At 62.8% G+C, this 17,922-nt stretch carries 15 protein-coding genes and 1 tRNA gene; 10 read left to right on the top strand and 6 right to left on the bottom strand.

Annotation, left to right across the window (positions count from 1 at the left end; translation table 11 throughout):
* The first annotated feature begins 4 nt into the window (after window positions 1–4).
* From HG250_RS13150 to HG250_RS03080, 4 genes are all read left to right on the top strand, one after another.
* Window positions 5–277, top strand: coding sequence for a hypothetical protein (locus tag HG250_RS13150; protein ID WP_240956877.1), 273 nt, complete (start codon window positions 5–7; stop codon window positions 275–277).
* Window positions 253–312 carry a hypothetical protein gene (locus tag HG250_RS13155; RefSeq protein WP_338103856.1) on the top strand — a complete coding sequence of 20 codons (60 nt, stop codon included), beginning with the start codon at window positions 253–255 and terminating at the stop codon, window positions 310–312. Before HG250_RS13150 ends, HG250_RS13155 begins: the two co-directional genes overlap by 25 nt.
* 31 nt (window positions 313–343) lie before the next feature.
* Window positions 344–1,678: an ABC1 kinase family protein gene (locus HG250_RS03075; RefSeq protein WP_170002690.1), complete on the top strand. Its 1,335-nt coding sequence runs from the start codon at window positions 344–346 to the stop codon at window positions 1,676–1,678.
* 93 nt (window positions 1,679–1,771) lie between these two features.
* Window positions 1,772–1,921: an entericidin A/B family lipoprotein gene (locus HG250_RS03080; protein ID WP_170002692.1), complete on the top strand. Its 150-nt coding sequence runs from the start codon at window positions 1,772–1,774 to the stop codon at window positions 1,919–1,921.
* Between the two features lie 63 nt (window positions 1,922–1,984).
* Here HG250_RS03080 and HG250_RS03085 read toward each other — a convergent pair whose 3' ends face one another.
* Window positions 1,985–3,778, bottom strand: coding sequence for a DUF885 domain-containing protein (locus HG250_RS03085; RefSeq protein ID WP_240956878.1), 1,794 nt, complete (start codon window positions 3,776–3,778; stop codon window positions 1,985–1,987).
* Window positions 3,779–3,869: 91 nt separating this feature from the next.
* On the opposite strand from HG250_RS03085, the gene HG250_RS03090 reads away from it, so the two are divergent.
* Window positions 3,870–4,337 carry a low molecular weight protein-tyrosine-phosphatase gene (locus HG250_RS03090; protein ID WP_170002694.1) on the top strand — a complete coding sequence of 156 codons (468 nt, stop codon included), beginning with the start codon at window positions 3,870–3,872 and terminating at the stop codon, window positions 4,335–4,337.
* Window positions 4,338–4,364: 27 nt separating this feature from the next.
* On the opposite strand, the gene recG is transcribed toward HG250_RS03090, so the two are convergent.
* Window positions 4,365–6,452, bottom strand: a complete 2,088-nt coding sequence (gene recG / locus HG250_RS03095; RefSeq protein ID WP_170002696.1) for an ATP-dependent DNA helicase RecG — start codon at window positions 6,450–6,452, stop codon at window positions 4,365–4,367.
* 53 nt (window positions 6,453–6,505) lie between these two features.
* Here recG and HG250_RS03100 point away from each other — a divergent pair, with 53 nt between their 5' ends.
* Both HG250_RS03100 and mfd read left to right on the top strand, forming a co-directional pair.
* Window positions 6,506–6,802, top strand: coding sequence for an FAD assembly factor SdhE (locus HG250_RS03100; protein ID WP_170002698.1), 297 nt, complete (start codon window positions 6,506–6,508; stop codon window positions 6,800–6,802).
* A gap of 130 nt (window positions 6,803–6,932) precedes the next feature.
* Complete coding sequence (mfd, locus tag HG250_RS03105) at window positions 6,933–10,430, top strand: transcription-repair coupling factor (RefSeq protein WP_170003012.1); 3,498 nt, start codon at window positions 6,933–6,935, stop codon at window positions 10,428–10,430.
* Here mfd and HG250_RS03110 read toward each other — a convergent pair.
* Window positions 10,427–11,770: a bifunctional diguanylate cyclase/phosphodiesterase gene (locus HG250_RS03110; RefSeq protein ID WP_170002700.1), complete on the bottom strand. Its 1,344-nt coding sequence runs from the start codon at window positions 11,768–11,770 to the stop codon at window positions 10,427–10,429. The two genes, mfd and HG250_RS03110, sit on opposite strands and share 4 nt — an antisense overlap.
* Window positions 11,771–11,829: 59 nt before the next feature.
* On the opposite strand from HG250_RS03110, the gene HG250_RS03115 reads away from it, so the two are divergent.
* Together HG250_RS03115 and HG250_RS03120 are read left to right on the top strand one after the other, a co-directional pair.
* Window positions 11,830–12,687 carry an NAD kinase gene (locus HG250_RS03115; protein ID WP_170002702.1) on the top strand — a complete coding sequence of 286 codons (858 nt, stop codon included), beginning with the start codon at window positions 11,830–11,832 and terminating at the stop codon, window positions 12,685–12,687.
* 83 nt (window positions 12,688–12,770) lie between these two features.
* Window positions 12,771–12,845 (top strand) — tRNA-Asn (locus tag HG250_RS03120).
* A gap of 136 nt (window positions 12,846–12,981) precedes the next feature.
* On the opposite strand, the gene secA is transcribed toward HG250_RS03120, so the two are convergent.
* From secA to HG250_RS03135, 3 genes are all read right to left on the bottom strand, one after another.
* Window positions 12,982–15,714, bottom strand: coding sequence for a preprotein translocase subunit SecA (secA, locus tag HG250_RS03125; protein ID WP_240956879.1), 2,733 nt, complete (start codon window positions 15,712–15,714; stop codon window positions 12,982–12,984).
* A 102-nt stretch (window positions 15,715–15,816) separates the two neighbouring features.
* Window positions 15,817–16,086 carry a hypothetical protein gene (locus HG250_RS03130; protein ID WP_170002706.1) on the bottom strand — a complete coding sequence of 90 codons (270 nt, stop codon included), beginning with the start codon at window positions 16,084–16,086 and terminating at the stop codon, window positions 15,817–15,819.
* 48 nt (window positions 16,087–16,134) lie between these two features.
* Window positions 16,135–16,599, bottom strand: coding sequence for an energy transducer TonB (locus HG250_RS03135; RefSeq protein ID WP_170002708.1), 465 nt, complete (start codon window positions 16,597–16,599; stop codon window positions 16,135–16,137).
* Between the two features lie 88 nt (window positions 16,600–16,687).
* On the opposite strand from HG250_RS03135, the gene argJ reads away from it, so the two are divergent.
* Window positions 16,688–17,914: a bifunctional glutamate N-acetyltransferase/amino-acid acetyltransferase ArgJ gene (gene argJ / locus HG250_RS03140; protein ID WP_170002710.1), complete on the top strand. Its 1,227-nt coding sequence runs from the start codon at window positions 16,688–16,690 to the stop codon at window positions 17,912–17,914.
* The last annotated feature ends 8 nt before the right edge of the window (window positions 17,915–17,922 follow it).

Raw genomic sequence — 17,922 nt, forward strand, 5'->3', positions numbered from 1 at the left:
TTCCATGCGCCTGCGCGTCTCCTCACCATCCTCCGGATCGGTGAAGCACCAAGGCGGCGCTAAAACCGGGCGCTCTGGTTCCCCGTTTCGCTCGCCTTTGGAACATGCTTGGCGGCCAATCATTCCTGATCCTGAAAAGGATTTTGAAAACATGCCGATCATCATACTCATTGCCACCATTCTCCTGCCGCCATTGGGCGTCGCCCTGAAACACGGGCTGACCGTGATTTCTGGATCAACCTCGTTCTCACCATCATCTTTTTCGTTCCCGGCCTGATCCACGGCATTTACGTCAATTTCGTGCGTGCTTGAGGTAAGCGGCCGGTGATCGGCGGGCGAGCGCATGGCTGATGACGGTAAGGATCGGCACCGTGCCGTGCCTTCTTCCCGGCTTGGCAGGATCGGCGGTTTCGGCAGGCTGGCCGGAGGCGTGGCCGGGGGGATGATGGCCGAAGGCGCGCGCCGCCTCGCATCCGGCGAACGACCCACGCTCGAACAGATCATGCTGACGCCCGGAAATGCGCGGCGGCTGGCAGACAGGCTGGGCCACATGCGCGGCGCCGCCATGAAGCTGGGCCAGATGATTTCCATGGATGCGGGCTATTTCCTGCCGCCGGAACTCGCGGCCATTCTCGCAACGCTTCGCGACCGTGCGGATTTCATGCCGGCAAGGCAGCTCGATGGCGTGCTTGCCAAGGAGTGGGGCAAGGATTGGCGCCGCCGGTTCCGCCGGTTCGAGCCGCGCCCGATTGCCGCTGCCAGCATCGGCCAGGTTCATCGCGCCATGACCCGGGACGGACGCGTGCTTGCGATCAAGGTGCAATATCCTGGCATCGCGGCAAGCATCGATGCCGATGTCGACAATGTGGCTGGACTGCTGAAAATCTCTGGCCTGCTGCCAAGGGAACTCGACATCGCCCCCCTGCTGGCGGCAGCAAAGCAGCAATTGCGTGAAGAGGCGGATTATCGCCGGGAGGGCGCGCAGATGCGGGCTTTCGCCGAGCGGTTGTCCGGTGAACCCGGCTTTACCATTCCGCGACTGGACGATGAATTATCGACGGGCCGCATCCTCGCCATGTCTTACGAGGAAGGCGTGCCGATTGAATCGATGGCCGACGAGTCGCAGGAACTGCGGAACGACATCATGGCCCGCCTGATCGACCTGGTGGGGCGCGAATTGTTCGATTTCGGCGTGATGCAAACCGATCCGAACTTCGCCAATTATCGTTACAATCACGAGCAGAACGCCATCGTCCTCCTTGATTTCGGTGCCACCCGCGAGGTTTCGCCGCAGGTGCAGGCGTCCTATCGCACCCTGCTGGAGGCCGGGCTTTCGAACGATCGCGATGCGGTGAGGCACGCCGCAGTGTCGACAGGCTTCATCGGCGCGGCAGCGATCACATCCCATGCCGAGCGCATCGACAGGATGATCGACGTGATCCTTGGCGAGATGAATGCAGGAGGGCCGTTCGACTTCGGCGATCGCGCGTTCGTGCCCGTCTTCCGGGAAGAAGGAACGGCTATCGCGCGTGATCGCGCCACATGGCACCTGCCCCCGACCGACACGCTGTTCGTGCAGCGCAAGATCAGCGGAACCGCGCTGCTGGCTGCCCGGTTGCAGGCGGTCGTAAATGTCAGGGACATCGTGAGCGACATATTGCAGCGGACCAGCGCGTAAGTAGCGCGGTTCCATCGCGCATCAATTTGCTTGCTTAGTTGATCCCGAGGCAGGATCATCCCGCGCGTCAACAAAAGAGGCAGGATACAGAACATGATCAGCAACAAGACCAGCAACACCCGCAAGACACTTGCCATCGCCGCTCTTTGCGCCGCTGCGGTGTCGCTGTCCGCCTGCAATGCCGTGCGCGGCCTTGGACAGGATATCGAATCGGTAGGCGAGGCCGGCGACCGCGCAGTCTGAACCTGAGTATGGAACCGGGCGGCCGGTCAGCGGCGCGCAGGGTTCCATTCGCCTGCACCTCGGTCAGCGGGCGGAGCGTCGCTGCGCCGCGATCCAGCGATCGATGTGGCGTTCCAGGACATCGAGCGGAATGGCGCCGTTTTCCAGCACGGCATCGTGGAACTTCCGCAGGTCGAACGATGCGCCCAGTGCCGTCTCCGCCCGGTTCCGCAATTCGGCAATCTGCAATTGCCCGATCTTGTAGCCCAGCGCCTGACCCGGCCAGGTGATGTAGCGATTGACCTCGGCATCGATATTCGCCGCTGAAAGCGCAGTATTGTCGGCCATGAAGGCCACCGCGCGTTCCTTGCTCCAGCCCTTCGCATACATGCCGGTGTCGACCACCAGCCGCGCCGCGCGCCACATATCGTAACTCAGCTGCCCCATGCGGCGCGCGGGCGTGTCGTACAGGCCCATCTCCTCGCCGAGGCTTTCGGAATAGAGGCCCCAGCCTTCGACGAAAGCGGTGAAGAAGGTGCCGTTCCGCCGCAGGGGATGCAGGTCGAGTTCCTGTTGCAGGGCGATCTGGTGATGATGGCCCGGCACTGCTTCATGCACGCCCAGCGCGGGCAATTCCCACAAGGGTCGCTGGTCCAGCTGCGTCGTATTCACACGGTAAATGCCGGGCTGGCCAGTATCGAGCGAACCCGGTTCGTAATAGGCCGTCGTGTTCCCCGGCGCCTGCGCGGCCGGAATGGGGGACACGGTATATGGCTGGCGGGGCAAGGTCCCGAACAGGCGCGGCATCCAGCCGTCGATCTGCTTTGCCAGGGCGCTGGCCTCGAGCATCAGTTCTTCGGGTGATTTCGCATAATAGCGCGCATCGGTCCGCAGATGTTCGATATAGGCTTCGCGGCTTGCAAAGCCCGCTTCACCGGCCACGCTTTCCATCTCGGCACGAATGCGCGCGACTTCGGCAAGGCCGATGTCGTGGATCTGGTCGGGGGTGAGGTCCGTCGTGGTGTGGTTCGCCACCAGCCACCGATAATATTCCGCGCCGCCCGAGGTCGATGAAATGCCCGCCTCGCTTCGGCAGGCGGGCGCATAGTCGGATGTGTAATAGTCGGCGAATCGCTGCAGCGCAGGGAACACGCCTTCCTCCAGCGCGGCTTCCGCCCTCTGCTGCAACTGCATCCAGCGGGTTTCGTCCACGGCGGGGGGCCGGTTGGCGAAAGGTTGCCAGTATGGCGAAGCCTCGGCCTCGCTGAAAATGCCCGCCTGCACCGTGTCGGCAAAGCCCTCCATTGCGATGCAGGGCTGGGTCAGACCGCGCTCGACCGCACCGCGCACCTTGATCAGCGCAGCATCATTGGTGGCGGGAAAAGCCTCCAGCCGCGCAACGTAGCTTTCGTAATCCGCGGCAGTGAAGAAGGGCGAGCGGTAGGCGAGCGAGGCGAACCACGAAAACCATCCGCCGCGATTCGTCAAGTTCATGTAACGGGACTGGTCAAATGCGGCCCCGCGGATCTCGTCCTCCAATGCGCGCTTTACCACTGCGCGATCGACGGCCAGATCTTCCGGCAGCGCGGAGGCATCGATCGCTTCCAGGCGGGCGAGAAAACGCGAAGCCTGTGCAGCGCGCGCGGCGTCCGCTTCGAGTGAATTGTCGCCCAACCGCCCGTCCCCGCGCCGGTCGCCCACGCTGGTGGCCAGCAGCGGATCGCGGTCGAGCGCGTCCTGCCAGATCGCATCGCGCAATTCGCGGTAATCATCTGCCGGAGCAGCCAGAGCCGATGCGCCGCAACCGAACATCAGCGCAGCAGCGCCGCTCAGCATCGCGGTGCGGACCTGTCTCCCGGCTATGTCGTGAAACTGCATTTTCTATTCCCCCTTTTACAATCCGTTTTATGGGCGAGTTCGCGGCGGGTCCAGCTTGGGTTTTGCGTGCCTGCACCCTATGCCGGGTTTCATGTCCGATCATCCAAGCATCCTGTTCGTTTGCCTCGGCAACATCTGCCGCTCACCACTCGCCGAAGCTGCCCTGCGTGCCGCTGCGACGAAAGCTGGCATCGCGATGGAGGTCGCAAGCGCAGGAACCGCCGATTACCACGTCGGCGACCCGCCCGATCCGCGCGCCATTGCCGAAGCGAGGCGGCATGGAATCGACATCTCGCAATATCAGGGCTGTCAGTTGCAGATGCGGGATTTCACCCGCTTCACGCACATCCTTGCTCTGGACGAGGAAAACCTCGCCGATATCACGAGACGCGCCCCGGCCGAGGTCTCCGCCCGGCTGGGATTGCTGATGGACGCGGTACCCGGCCGCAAAGGCGATTCGGTGGCCGATCCCTATCAAGGTAATGCCGAAGATTTCAGCCGCACGTGGCACGATGTGTCCCTTGCGGCAGACGCCCTGGTAAAGCAGTTCGCCGACTGATCTGCGGTCCGATTGTCCGACCGTGCGTCACCCGCCGCGCAGGGTACGGACGCCGAAATCCCGCTCGAACAGATAGAGCAGGATGCGCGCCGCCTCACCGCGTTCGCCCGGCAGCGCCGCACCTTTCTTGCCGGTTGCGCCCTCCGCCTCGGCCCGGTCCAGCAACATGCGCGCGTCGTCATGCGCGACCGGCAGCAGGCGCTGGATCTGCTCCAGCGTCGCCACGTTGAAGGGCGTGTCGCCCGATTGCCGCGTGCCGAGCAATTCACCGCCCCCGCGCAGCCGCAAATCTTCTTCTGCCAGAAGGAAGCCGTCCTGCGTTTCGCGCATCAGCGCCAGCCGGTCGCGCGCGGTTTCGGACAGCATCTCGCCGCGCAGCAGGAGGCAGGTGGATTTTTCCGCACCGCGCCCAACCCGCCCGCGCAGCTGGTGCAACTGCGCCAGACCGAAGCGTTCGGCCTGCTCGATCACCATCAGCGTAGCGGAAGGCACATCGACGCCGACCTCGATCACCGTCGTCGCCACCAGCAATTTCGCGCCGCCGGCAGCGAAGCGCTCCATCGCCGCGTCCTTTTCCTCGCTCTTCAACTGCCCGTGAACCATGACGACATCAGCGCCGAAGATCTCGCGCAGCGCGGCATAACGCGCTTCCGCGGCGGCCAGTTCGTTCGTGTCGTCGTCATGCACCATGGGGCAGACCCAATAGGCCTGCTGCCCGCCGGCAAGGTGGCGGCGAGCGGCTGCGATGACATCATCCATCCGATCGAGCGCGATTACCCGCGTATCGATAGCCTGCCTGCCCGGCGGCATCTCGTCCAGACGGCTGACATCCATTTCGCCATATTGGGCAAGCGTCAGCGTGCGCGGGATCGGCGTGGCGGTCATCGCCAGAGTATGCGGAGTGCGCCGCCCCTTCCCCGCCAGCGCCAGTCGCTGCGAAACGCCGAAGCGATGCTGCTCGTCGATCACCACCAGCCCCAGGTCGCGATAGTTCACGCTGTCCTGGAAAATGGCATGGGTGCCGATCACGATGTCGATGCTGCCGTCCATCAGGCCGAGCAGGGTTCCTTCCCGCGCCCGTCCCTTGTCTCTGCCGGTCAGCAAGGCGATCTGCACCCCGGTCGGCGCGGTCATGCGGCGCAGCGTTTCGAAATGCTGCCGCGCCAGGATTTCGGTCGGCGCAAGCAGTGCGGCCTGCGCGCCAGCCTCCACCGTAACCAGCATCGCGGCGAGTGCGACCACCGTCTTGCCTGCGCCCACATCGCCCTGCAACAGGCGCAGCATGGGTGATTCCTGCGCCAGATCCGCCTCGATTTCGGCGATGGAGCGCGTCTGCGCCCCGGTAAGCGGAAAGGGTAGCGACAGTCGGTCCCGCAGCCGCCCATCGCCCGTCAGGCTGCGCCCCTTCTTCTGCCGGTTATCGGCGCGCACCAGCGCCAGCGCCAGCGCATTGGCCAGCAATTCATCATAGGCCAGCCGGTCGCGCGCGGCGGCGTTCACGCCCTGATGGGCAAGCTCCAGCGCATCGGCCCAATCGGGCCACTGCATCCGGTCGAGAAGCGACGGTGCGATCCATTCCGGCAGGTCGGGCAGTTTCTCCAGCGCCTGTGCCACGAGGTTGGCCAGCTTCGGCTGCGTCAACCCCTCGGCGAGCCGGTAGACGGGTTCGCAGAGACGCCGCAGAGTATCGCCGCCGGTTTCGACGACGTGGTCGGGATGCACGATCTGCAGCATCTGGCCGTACTGGTCGATGCGCCCGGCCACCCAACGCTTCTCGCCGACAGGCAACAGCTTCTTCGCACTGTAGGACGCCCTGCCGAAATAGGTCAGCGCGCAGATGTTCCCGGCATCGTCCTGCGCCAATACCCGGTAGGGTCCGCGCCCCCTGCTCGCCTGATGTTCGATCGGCACCAGGGCGATGACCACCTGTTCACCGATAGCCGCATCGTCGAGACTGGCGACGGCGCGCCGCGTCACGAAACGTTCGGGCAGGTGATAGGCTACGTCGCGAAGTCTTCCGAGGCCCAGCCTGTTCAGCGGCTTGGCCAGCTTCGGCCCCACCCCTTCCAGCGTTTCGGTGGGGGTGAACAGGGGGTTCAATATGTCAGGCCGCATGCCGCGCTTTATAGCCGGTTGCACGCTTAATGCGAGTGGCCTACCCGTTGCTCATGCCTGAAAAATCGCCTCCTGAACCCGCAATATCCACCGCCGATAGCCACCGGTTGAACCGGTGCCGGTTCCGGGCATGGCATCGCGGAACGCGCGAGGCGGATTACATGATCGGGGGATATTTCGACCGGTACCATCATCACTGGGACGATGCCGGCTTCGCCTGGTTCGAACGGCTGCTGGACGAGGATGATGTGGACGTGATGGCGTGGGCGCTGAGGACGCAGGCCGTTCCGCCTGAATATGACAACGTACACATGCAGAAGATGCAGAAACTGGATTACGTGCGGATCTGATCTGCTGCGCGGGGTGGCTTGCCCGCGCCTGACGCATTAGATAGGCGCAGCCAAGATGGTGTCCGTACCGCCCGCCAGTTCCGCCGGGCGGTTTTCGCGTGCCTGCACGATAGTGAGCCGATATAAATTCATGCCCGATTTCACCCGCATCCTGAAATCCGATGTCGCCCTGACACTCGCATCCGTCGCGCGCGGCGCGCAGCCGCTGGTCATGGCGGATATCGCCCGCGCCGCCGCAGGCCGAGGGAAGGGCGGCAGGGCCGTATTTATCGCTCCCGACGATAGCGCCATGCGCAGCGTGGCCGATGCTGCGGGCTATTTCGCGCCCGAGCTTGAAATCATCACCTTTCCGGCATGGGACTGCCTGCCTTACGACCGTGCCTCCCCTGCCCTGTCCATCAGCGCGCAGCGCCTGTCCGCCCTGCACCGCCTGCAGGCGGGCCACGGCACGCCGCAACTGCTGGTCACCACCGTCAACGCCGTGCTGCAACGGGTGCTGACACCGTTCCGCATTCGCGAATCCATCCGGGAATTCCGCGTCGGGACCGAGATCGGCCACGCTTCGCTCAGCGCGCTTCTGCAAAGGCAGGGTTATGGCCGCACCGATACCGTCGTGGATGCGGGCGAATTCGCCGTGCGCGGTTCCATCTTCGATATCTTCCCCTCCGGCCTCGACCAGGGATTGCGCCTCGATTTCTTCGGCGATGAACTGGAATCGCTGCGGCTGTTCGATCCCTCCACCCAGATGAGCACGGGCACTCTGGAGTCGCATCTGCTTCTGCCCGCCAGCGAGGCGCTGATAGACGCTGACTCGATCAAGCGGTTCCGCACCCGCTACCGGGAAACCTTTGGAGCAGGCGCAACGGAAGACCCGCTGTATCAATCCGTCAGCGACGGGCGGCGCCTTGCCGGAATGGAACATTGGCTACCGCTGTTCGAAGAAAAGCTTGCAACCCTGTTCGATCACTTGAGCGAAGACGATGCCGTCGTCATCGACGCCGCCGCTATTCCCGCCGCCGCCGAACGCCTTTCGGACATTGCGGATTATCACCAGGCACGCCGCGACGTGACCGGCCCGGCATCGGGCAATTACCGGCCATTGCCGCAGCACGCGCTGTATCTGGCGGAGGACGAGTTCGACCGCGCCCTCGCCGCATGGCCGATCCACCGCGCCGGGATCTTTGCCGAACCGGAAAGCGAGCGGGTGATCGACTTCAGCTTCGCCTCGGCTCGCGATTTTGCGCCCGAACGCGCGCGCGGCGACAATGTGTACGAGGCAGCTACCCGCCATTTCAGAGCCAGCGCGCAGAAGGGCCATAAGCGGCTTCTCGCCGCCTATTCCACCGGATCGCGGGCGCGCATCGCCTCGATCCTCGGCGAGGCCGGAACGACGCTGGCGCTGGCGGAAAGCTGGCAGGAAGCGCTGGGACTGTCGGCGAAGGGCCAGGTCGCGGCCATGGTGCTGCCGCTGGAAACCGGCTTCACCAACGATGAACTCGAACTGCTGACCGAGCAGGACATCCTCGGTGACCGGTTGGTCCGCCGCCGCAAGAAGCGCAAGAGCAGCGATGCCTTTCTGGCCGAACTCTCGGCGCTCGGGCGCGGCGATCTGGTGGTGCATAGCGATCACGGCATCGGCAAATATCTGGGCCTTGAACCGATTACCGTCGGCAAGAGCCAGCACGATTGCGCCATCCTGGAATATCACGGCGGCGACAAGCTCTACATCCCGGTCGAGAACATCGATGTCCTGTCACGCTATGGCAGCGGTGAGGACGACGTTCCTCTCGACCGTCTGGGCGGCGAAGCCTGGCAGAAACGCCGCAGCAGACTGAAGGAGCGCATTCAGGCAATCGCTGGCGAATTGATGAAGGTCGCCGTCGAACGCGCGCTGAAACAGGCCGAGCCAGTCACGCGCGATCCTGCTTCCTACAACCAGTTCGTCGACAAGTTTCCGTGGGAGGAAACCGACGATCAGGAAAACGCCATTGCCGACGTGTTGCGCGATCTGGAAAGCGGGCATCCGATGGATCGGCTCGTCTGCGGCGATGTCGGCTTCGGCAAGACCGAGGTCGCCCTGCGCGCGGCCTTCGTAGCCGCCATGAACGGCCAGCAGGTGGCCGTCGTCGCGCCGACCACCCTGCTCGCCCGCCAGCATTACACCAATTTCAGCGAACGCTTTTCCGGCTTTCCCCTGAAGGTGGGGCGCCTGTCGCGCCTCGTGCCTGCTGCTGAGATGAAAGACACGCGCGAACAATTGGCTGCAGGCACGATGGACATCGTCATAGGTACGCATGCGATCTTGTCGAAAAACACGAATTTCCGCGATCTCGGCCTTGTCATCGTCGACGAGGAACAGCGTTTCGGCGTCACGCACAAAGAACGACTGAAGCAGCTGCGCGCGAATGTTCACATGCTGACGCTGACGGCCACCCCCATTCCGCGCACGCTGCAGATGGCCATGACGGGCCTGCGCGAATTAACCACGATCCAGACCCCGCCGGTCGATCGGCTGGCGGTGCGGACCTATGTGATGGAATGGGACGATGTTGTCATGCGCGAGGCGCTGCTGCGCGAACATCATCGCGGCGGACAAAGCTTCATCGTCGTACCGCGCATCTCCGACATGGAGGAGATCGAGGGATGGCTGCGCGACAATGTGCCGGAACTGAAGGCGGTGAGCGCGCATGGGCAGATGTCCCCGACCGAGGTCGAGGAGCGCATGGGCGCATTTTACGACGGCAGGTTCAACGTCCTGCTGTCGACGACGATCGTGGAAAGCGGGCTGGACATCCCCAGCGCTAATACCATCATCATCCACCGCGCCGACCGCTTCGGTCTGGCACAGCTCTACCAGCTTCGCGGCCGGGTCGGACGATCCAAACTGCGCGCCTATGCCTATCTGACCACGGGACGCGACATGGCCCTGTCTGAGGTTGCTGAAAAGCGGCTCAAGGTTCTTGGCGATCTCGACAGTCTGGGCGCAGGTTTCCAGCTTGCCAGCCACGATCTCGACATTCGCGGTGCGGGCAATCTGCTGGGCGACGAGCAGTCGGGCCATATCCGCGAAGTCGGCTTCGAATTGTATCAATCGATGCTGGAAGACGCGATCCTGGCGGTAAAGGCCGGCGAGATGGGGCTGGAGCGGGAGGATCGTGGACTGTCACCGCAGATCACCGTCGATGCGCCAATCATGATCCCTGAAGAATACGTGCCCGACCTTGCCGTGCGGATGGCGCTGTACCGGCGGTTGAACGATGCCAGCGACAAGGCGGAGATCGAGGCCTTGGCCGCCGAGATGATCGACCGTTTCGGGCAATTGCCCGCAGCAACCGCCAATCTGGTGCGTCTGATCGAGATCAAGCATCAGGCGATCATGGCCCATATCGCCAAGATCGATGTCGGCGCGCGCGGTACGCTGGTCACTTTCCACAAGGACCATTTCCCCGACCCGCAGGGCCTGCTCGCTTATGTGGACAGATTGCAGGGAACCGCGAAACTGCGGCCCGACATGAAGCTGGTGGTGAACCGCGCCTGGGGCGATCCGCAAAGCCGCCTCAACGGCCTGTTCCAGCTTACCAAGGGGCTGTCGAACATCGCGAGGAAAGCAAGGAAATCTGCCGCCTAGCCGGCGAGGCGATTGGCCGCAAACACCTGAAATGCATCACTGGCGAGCGGTTTGCCACCGATGAAACCCTGATAGATCGCTGCACCTTCTTCGCGGGCGATCCTGATCTGGTCGGACCGCTCGACGCCCTCCACGATTATGGAGAGGTCCAGCGCTTTCGCCATCGTCACCATGCCGCGAAAGATCGCAAGATCACGCGCATCGTGACCGAGCCCCTCGACCATGGTCCGGTCCAGCTTGAGATAGTCCAGCGGCAGCAGTTTCAGATAGCGGAAATTGCAGAAACCCGCCCCGAAATCGTCGAGCGCCACGCGCATTCCATGGGCCCGTAAAGCGCTGAAGGAAATGGCCGCGCGTTCCAGATCCGCCAGCAGGACATGTTCCGTTATTTCCAGCGTCAGCAGATGCGGGTCGAAGCCGGTTTCGCCAATGATGTCCTGAAGGTTCGAAGCGAAGGTGCCGGCCGACAGATCGGCCGGCGTGACATTGAGCGAAAGCCGCAGGCGATCCGGCCAGTTCGCCGCATCCGCAATCGCGGCGCGGGCAATGTGCTGCGACAATTGTGCAACGTGATCGGCCCGTTCCGCAATGGTGAACAATGCATTCGCCCCGAGATTACCAAGAGTTGGATGGTTCCACCGTGCGAGAGCTTCCGCCCCGATCAGGCGATCGTCGCCGAGCGCGAATTGCGGCTGATACACGATCTTGATCTCGTCGCGGTCCAGCGCACTCAGCAAATCCGCTTCCAGCGACGCGCTGCTGCGGCCGGGCGGTGACAGTTCGCCATCGACCCAGAGAACCCGGCTGCCATGCCTGTCCTGCGCCCGCGCAAGAGTGTCCGCCAGCCGGTCCAGGATGATGTCGGGGGTTTCAAGCGAAGCGGGCTGCATGACCGCGATCCTCGGCCACAGACGCAGCGTGTCGGCATTCGCATCGTCGCTGATGGGGTGGGAAACGATGTCGGCCAGAGCCTCGGCGAGCCACTGCCACCTTTCACGCGAACAGTTTTCACGAACGGCCAGCAGAAAATTGCCACCCGAAAGGCGCGCCGCCAGCCAGGGTTCGCTTTCGAACTCGTCTTCGGCAAAGACGAGGATGCGGCGGGCGACCTCCAGCAATGCCCGGTCACCCACACTGGCGCCATAAGCGAGATTGACCGTGTCGATCCGGCCAAGCCCCAGCAGCATCACGCGGCAGCAGGATCTGGAGCAATCGGCATCTGCTTCGTTCTCGCGCGACACCTGCCATTGTGCCAGCGTCGACCGGACGCGTTCCGCATTGGCAAGCCCGGTCAGGGCATCGCGCATGTCGTCTGCTTCCAAAAGAGACAATAAGGCCATGGCCATCCTGTAACAGGGGACTGCCTGCGCGTCCTGCCTTTGATCGCATGCGTTGCCAAATGGCACAGGCCTCCATAGGGCAGCGTCAGGGCAGGCGGCCTGCTGCCGAAGACCGGGGGATTGCAGCTTTGACTCACGGCCATCATTTTCAGAAGATCGCGCTGATCGCCTCCGACACAGAACGCGCCCAATCCGCCGCGCGCGAATTGGCGGAGTTGCACGATTGGGTACCGCAGGACGAAGCCGAGGCCGTGGTGGTGCTCGGCGGTGACGGGTTCATGCTGCACACGCTGCACCGGATGCTGGATGCGCGCAAGGTTCTACCCGCATATGGCATGAACCTGGGCACCGTGGGGTTCATGATGAACCGCTATCGCAGCGGTGCGAAGCTGCTGTCCCGCATCAACAAGGCACGCGTGATCGGTATCGCCCCCCTGGCGATGGAGGCTACCCTGAAGTCCGGAAAGACGGAACGGCTTCGTGCCATCAACGAGGTCAGCCTGCTGCGGGAAACCCGTCAAACGGCAAAGATCGAGGTGACCGTAGACGACAAGGTCCGCATCAAGGAACTGGTTTGCGACGGGGTGCTGCTGGCCACGCCTGCCGGTTCCACGGCCTATAATCTTTCGGCCGGCGGCCCTATCCTGCCGCTCGATTCACAATTGCTGGCGCTGACGCCCATCAGTCCCTTCCGGCCCAGGCGCTGGAACGGTGCTGTCCTGCCCGACCGCGCAAGGGTGAAGTTCCGCGTGCTCGAAGCCGACAAGAGGCCCGTTTCCGCCGTTGCCGACCAGAAGGAACTGCGCGACATCGTGGAAGTGAGCATGGACGTGGCACGTGACCGGCAACTGACCCTGCTGTTCGATCCGGGTCATTCGCTGGACGAGCGGATCGTGGCGGAACAGTTCGTTTTCTGAATGACTGGCCCATTTTCGCGATCAATGGGCTTGCCAAAGCAATCTGCGCTGCATATAGGCTCGGCTCGCCCCGAAAGGGCTGCTCCCCGATAGCTCAGCGGTAGAGTAGGTGACTGTTAATCACTTGGTCGTTGGTTCGAATCCAACTCGGGGAGCCACTTACAGCATGGCTCAAGCTGAATGACGAACCGCCTTTTCGGGCGGTTTTTTCCTGTCCGGCTTCTGTTCGCCTTTGGCCAAAGAAGAAGACCCGGCCATCGCTGACCGGGCCTTCTACGATCATCCAGCGCAAGATCAGGCGGCGGCGCCGTGGCAGTGCTTGTATTTGTTGCCTGACCCGCACGGGCACGGCGCATTACGGCTGACGTCCTTGTCGGCATAGGGATTTTCGCGACTGGCACCGCCCGGCCCGGCTGCCGCGCGGCTGCTGCCGGCGAGGGAGCCGAACAAGGCGCCGCGGGTTTCCGAACCGTCCCCGTCGTTCGAATTGTCGAGGCCCGTCAGCGGGTCGATATGCCCGGTCAGGAAGTCCGGCAGGTCGGGCAGGCTGGCCTGCGGGGGCGGCGCCATGCGGAACTGGTTGACGAGCAGGATCTTCGTCACGTCCTCGCGCAGGGTTTCCAGCATCCGTTCGAACAGGCCGAAGGCTTCCTGCTTATATTCATTGATCGGCTGCTTCTGCGCATAGGCACGCAGAAAGACGACCTGCCGCAATGCGTCCAGCGTGGCGAGGTGTTCCTTCCAGTGGTGATCCAGCCGTTCCAGCAGGATGCCTTTTTCCACCCGGCGCCAGATCGACGGATCGGCCTCGGCGATCTTGCGCTCCATGATCGCGTCCGTTTCGGCCTGCAGACGCTCCTCGATCAGTTCCGGCTCGACCTGGTCCTCTTCCAGCCACTGATCGATCGGGGGCTCGATCCCGAGCACGTCTTTCACCCGTTCCTTCAGTCCGGCGGTATCCCACTGCTCCGGATACGATCCCGGCGGGCAGGCTTCGCTGACGAGCGTGTTCACCGTGTCGTGCCGCATGTCGACGACGACATCGTCCACGGCTTCGCTGTCCATGATCTCGGACCGCTGTTCGTAGATGACCTTGCGCTGGTCGTTCATCACGTCATCATATTCTACGACCTGCTTGCGCACGTCGTAATTGCGCGCCTCGACCTTCTTCTGCGCCGTTTCGATGGCCTTGGAAAGCCACTTGGAGCCGATAGCCTCGCCATCTTCGAGGTTGGAGTTCATCATCCGGCTGAACAAGGTGTCCGGGCCGAAAATGCGCAGCAGATCGTCTTCGAGGCAGAGGTAGAAGCGTGAGAGACCGGGGTCGCCCTGACGTCCCGATCGCCCGCGCAACTGGTTGTCGATGCGGCGGCTTTCGTGGCGTTCGGTCGCCAGCACGAACAATCCGCCCGCCTCCTTGACCTGCTGCCGTTCGGCCGCGACTTCTTCCTCGATCCTCCGGACCGCAGCATCGCGCTCCGGCCCCTCGGGCATGTCGCGGAGTTCGTCCTCGATACGGAATTCGACATTGCCGCCAAGCTGGATGTCGGTGCCGCGGCCCGCCATGTTGGTCGCGATGGTAACCGCGCCGAGGCGGCCCGCCTGCGCGACGATATGCGCTTCGCTTTCATGAAAACGCGCGTTCAGGACGGAATGCTTCACGCCTTCCTTGTCGAGGAACTGGCTGAGCAATTCGGACTTCTCGATGGAGACCGTGCCGACCAGCACCGGCTGTCCGATCTCGTTCTTTTCACGGATCGCCCTGGCGATGGCCTGGAACTTGTCCATCGTGTTCTTGTAGAATTCGTCTTCCTCGTCGATGCGCTGAACGGGCACATTGGTCGGAATGTTGACGACATTCATCTTGTAGATGTCCCAGAACTCCGCCGCTTCCGTGGCGGCGGTGCCGGTCATGCCGGACAGTTTGGGGTACATGCGAAAATAGTTCTGGAAGGTGATCGAGGCCATGGTCTGGTTCTCGGGCTCGATCTTCACGCCCTCCTTCGCCTCCACCGCCTGATGCAGGCCGTTGGACCAGCGGCGCCCTTCCATCATGCGGCCGGTGAATTCATCGATGATGACGATCTTGTTGTCCTTCACGATGTAATCCGTATCGCGCTTGAACATGATGTTCGCCTTCAGCGCCTGGTCCATGTGATGGACGACCTGCGTATTCTCGACGTCATAGAGGTTATCGGTCTGGAGCAGGCCGGATGCAGCGAGCAGCTCCTCGACCTTCTCGCTGCCTTCTTCGGTCCACGAGATGTTCTTCGTCTTCTCGTCGGCCTCGTAATAACTCTCGTCGATCTGCTTCACGATTGCATCGATGGCGATGTACAGATCCTGCTTGTCCTCGGTCGGACCGGAGATGATCAGGGGGGTACGGGCTTCGTCGATCAGGATGGAATCGACCTCGTCGACGATGGCGTAGTTGAAGGGGCGCTGCACCATCTGGCCGCGTTCCTGCTTCATGTTGTCGCGCAGATAATCGAAGCCGAACTCGTTGTTCGTGCCATAGGTGATGTCGGCGGCATAGGCTTCGCGCCGCTGGTGTTCGCCCAGATTGGGGATGATGACCCCGACGCTCAGCCCCATCCAGCGATAGATCTGCCCCATCCATTCGGCGTCGCGCGCGGCGAGATAATCATTGACGGTGACGACATGAACGCCCTTGCCCTCGATGGCGTTGAGATAGGTGGCGAGCGTCGCCACCAGCGTCTTGCCCTCGCCCGTCCGCATCTCGGCGATTTCTCCGCGATGGAGCACGATGCCGCCGATCATCTGCACGTCGAAATGCCGCATGCCCAGCACCCTGCGCGATGCCTCGCGGACGGTGGCGAATGCTTCGGGCAGAATGTCGTCCAGGGTCGATCCGTTCGCCAGCAACTCGCGGAACTTGCCGGTCTGGGCCTGAAGATCGGCATCGGACAAGCCTTCCACCTGACCTTCCAGCGCGTTGATCTGGTCGACCACTTTGCGGATGGACTTGACGTAGCGGTCGTTAGACGAACCGAAAATGTTCTTCATAAAGGGAATCATGGGCGTGGTCCTCCGGGGACGGAATGCTGGTAACCGGCTGCATGCGCATCAGGGGCGCAGCGGCGAAAATGCGGGATCGAGCAGGCGCGACTATTCGTGCGCGCGGTCGACCGGCAGCAGGACAGGCGCCGGTGCGCCAGGCAGAATCGCCAGCGGCCTCTCGGTGCTGCCGGACGAAGCGATTTCCGCCGAGGCGACCGTCAGCCGTTCCTGCAACAGGACCGCAATCTCAAGCCCCGGCTTCTGTTCGCCTGCCTCGACACGGCCCGCGAGCGCATCCGCAACGCCTGCACCTGCGGGCGCAGCCGTCGCGGCAAGGCCCGTCATCAGGGCAAGCAGGGTCAGAATGCGGCGGATCATGTAACCGGCAGATAGGCACTGCATCGCGGCCTGTCCATCCTGCCCGGCTCAGTCCTCCATCTGCCAGCGCACCGTTTGATCGTAATACGCCTTCACGCTCTGCTGGCCTTCATCGAGTGCGGGATAGAACCTTGCGCGCGTAGAAATTGCATCGCAGGCGCGCCGGTCGAACATGACGTAACCGCTCGACCGCGTTACTTCGCAATCGAAGACCTCACCAAATGCATCGACCCCAATTTTCAGGCTCAACACCCCCTCGTTTTCATCATTCAACGCCTGCGCGGGATAATCTTCCGATACCAGCCATTCGTCCCGGTTCTTGGGGATGGGTCCTCTTGGATGTTCCTGCAGCCTGGCAATAGTGACACCAGCCCGCTTCATACTTTCAAACAGGTCGGATTTCGCCAAATCGTCATTGCCGAACGAATAGCTGGATGCGTCCAGTACCATTGCGAAGGCAGCAAGCCCGATCAGCCCGAAACAGACGAACATCTTGTCCTGCGAAGTCATCATTTTGCCCTAGATCGGTATTGGTCAAATGCAAGTGCGCGGGTGGATGCGCTTGCGGCACGTCCCATCCTCCCATAATCGCCGGAATGTCATGGAACTTGCACCCTCGCCCCTCGCCCGCCCTTTCCCCGACATGCCGTCCGTCGCCGGAGTGACCCTGCGCGTTGCCCGTGCCGGCTACAAGGACTGGAAACGCTGCGACATCACCCTTGCCGAACTGGCGGAAGGCACCAGCGTCGCAGGTGTGTTCACCCGCAGCGCCTGCCCTTCGCCAGAGGTGGAAGCAGGCCGCGAACAGGTCAAGGCCGGGCGTGCTCGCGCGTTGATCGTGAACGCCGGCAATTCCAACGCCTTTACAGGAGCGCGCGGCCGCAGGGCCGTCGAACAGATTTGCGCGCAGGTCGCAGCGCATCTCGGTTGCACGGCGAGCGAGGTCTTCGTGTCTTCCACCGGCGTGATCGGTGTGCCCCTGCCGCTGGACAAGGCGGAAAGCGGGGTCGCCGCCGTCCTCTCCGCCGATCCATGCTCGTGGCGCGATGCCGCCGATACAATCGCGACGACGGATACTTTTGCAAAAGGTGCGACTGCCTCGGCGATGATCGGGGACAAACGAGTCGAACTGGTCGGTGTCGTCAAGGGCAGCGGCATGATCGCGCCCGACATGGCGACGATGCTGGGCTATATCTTCACCAATGCCGCCGTGGATGCAGACTTTCTGCAGCAGGCGCTGTCTGCTGCCAATCGGCGCACCTTCTCCTGCAGCACAGTCGATAGCGATACATCCACCAGCGACACCGTTCTGGCCTTTGCGACCGGCCAAGCCGGAACCGCGATCATCAAGTCAGCCGAAGATCCGGGAGCGGACGCCTTCGCAGCGGCATTGGAGGATGTCTGCCGCCAACTGGCGCAGCTGGTCGTGCGCGATGGCGAAGGCGCCTCCAAATTCATCGAGGTGCGGGTTACCGGCGCGGTGAGCGACGACAGCGCGCATCGCATTGCCCTTTCCATCGCCAATTCTCCCTTGGTAAAGACCGCCATCGCGGGCGAAGATGCCAATTGGGGCCGCATTGTCATGGCGGTTGGCAAAGCCGGCGAACCTGCCGACCGCGACCGCCTGTCCATCGCCTTCGGCGGCATTCCGGCGGCACGGCATGGCGAACGCATTGTCGATTTCGATGAGGCCCCGCTTGCCGAACATCTGAAAGGCGAAGACATCGTGGTGGAAGCCGATATCGGGCTGGGCAATGGCTCGGCTACGGTCTGGACCTGCGACCTGACCCATGGCTACATCGCTATCAATGCGGATTACCGGTCGTGAGCGTGCTG

Origin of the sequence: Pseudopontixanthobacter vadosimaris, from assembly GCF_012979275.1 — a bacterium.
Classification (GTDB): Bacteria; Pseudomonadota; Alphaproteobacteria; order Sphingomonadales; family Sphingomonadaceae; genus Pseudopontixanthobacter; species Pseudopontixanthobacter vadosimaris.

What these genes read in the sequence shown, in the direction of transcription:
- HG250_RS03135 (WP_170002708.1), bottom strand. Translation starts at nt 16,599, where the DNA reads ATGATGACTTCGCAGGACAAGATGTTCGTCTGTTTCGGGCTGATCGGG.
- HG250_RS03130 (WP_170002706.1), bottom strand. Translation starts at nt 16,086, where the DNA reads ATGATCCGCCGCATTCTGACCCTGCTTGCCCTGATGACGGGCCTTGCC.
- recG (WP_170002696.1), bottom strand. Translation starts at nt 6,452, where the DNA reads ATGCGGCCTGACATATTGAACCCCCTGTTCACCCCCACCGAAACGCTG.
- HG250_RS03080 (WP_170002692.1), top strand. Translation starts at nt 1,772, where the DNA reads ATGATCAGCAACAAGACCAGCAACACCCGCAAGACACTTGCCATCGCC.
- HG250_RS03110 (WP_170002700.1), bottom strand. Translation starts at nt 11,770, where the DNA reads ATGGCCTTATTGTCTCTTTTGGAAGCAGACGACATGCGCGATGCCCTG.
- HG250_RS03115 (WP_170002702.1), top strand. Translation starts at nt 11,830, where the DNA reads ATGGCACAGGCCTCCATAGGGCAGCGTCAGGGCAGGCGGCCTGCTGCC.
- HG250_RS13150 (WP_240956877.1), top strand. Translation starts at nt 5, where the DNA reads ATGCGCCTGCGCGTCTCCTCACCATCCTCCGGATCGGTGAAGCACCAA.
- secA (WP_240956879.1), bottom strand. Translation starts at nt 15,714, where the DNA reads ATGAAGAACATTTTCGGTTCGTCTAACGACCGCTACGTCAAGTCCATC.
- HG250_RS03085 (WP_240956878.1), bottom strand. Translation starts at nt 3,778, where the DNA reads ATGCAGTTTCACGACATAGCCGGGAGACAGGTCCGCACCGCGATGCTG.
- mfd (WP_170003012.1), top strand. Translation starts at nt 6,933, where the DNA reads ATGCCCGATTTCACCCGCATCCTGAAATCCGATGTCGCCCTGACACTC.
- HG250_RS03100 (WP_170002698.1), top strand. Translation starts at nt 6,506, where the DNA reads ATGCCTGAAAAATCGCCTCCTGAACCCGCAATATCCACCGCCGATAGC.
- argJ (WP_170002710.1), top strand. Translation starts at nt 16,688, where the DNA reads ATGGAACTTGCACCCTCGCCCCTCGCCCGCCCTTTCCCCGACATGCCG.
- HG250_RS03090 (WP_170002694.1), top strand. Translation starts at nt 3,870, where the DNA reads ATGTCCGATCATCCAAGCATCCTGTTCGTTTGCCTCGGCAACATCTGC.
- HG250_RS03075 (WP_170002690.1), top strand. Translation starts at nt 344, where the DNA reads ATGGCTGATGACGGTAAGGATCGGCACCGTGCCGTGCCTTCTTCCCGG.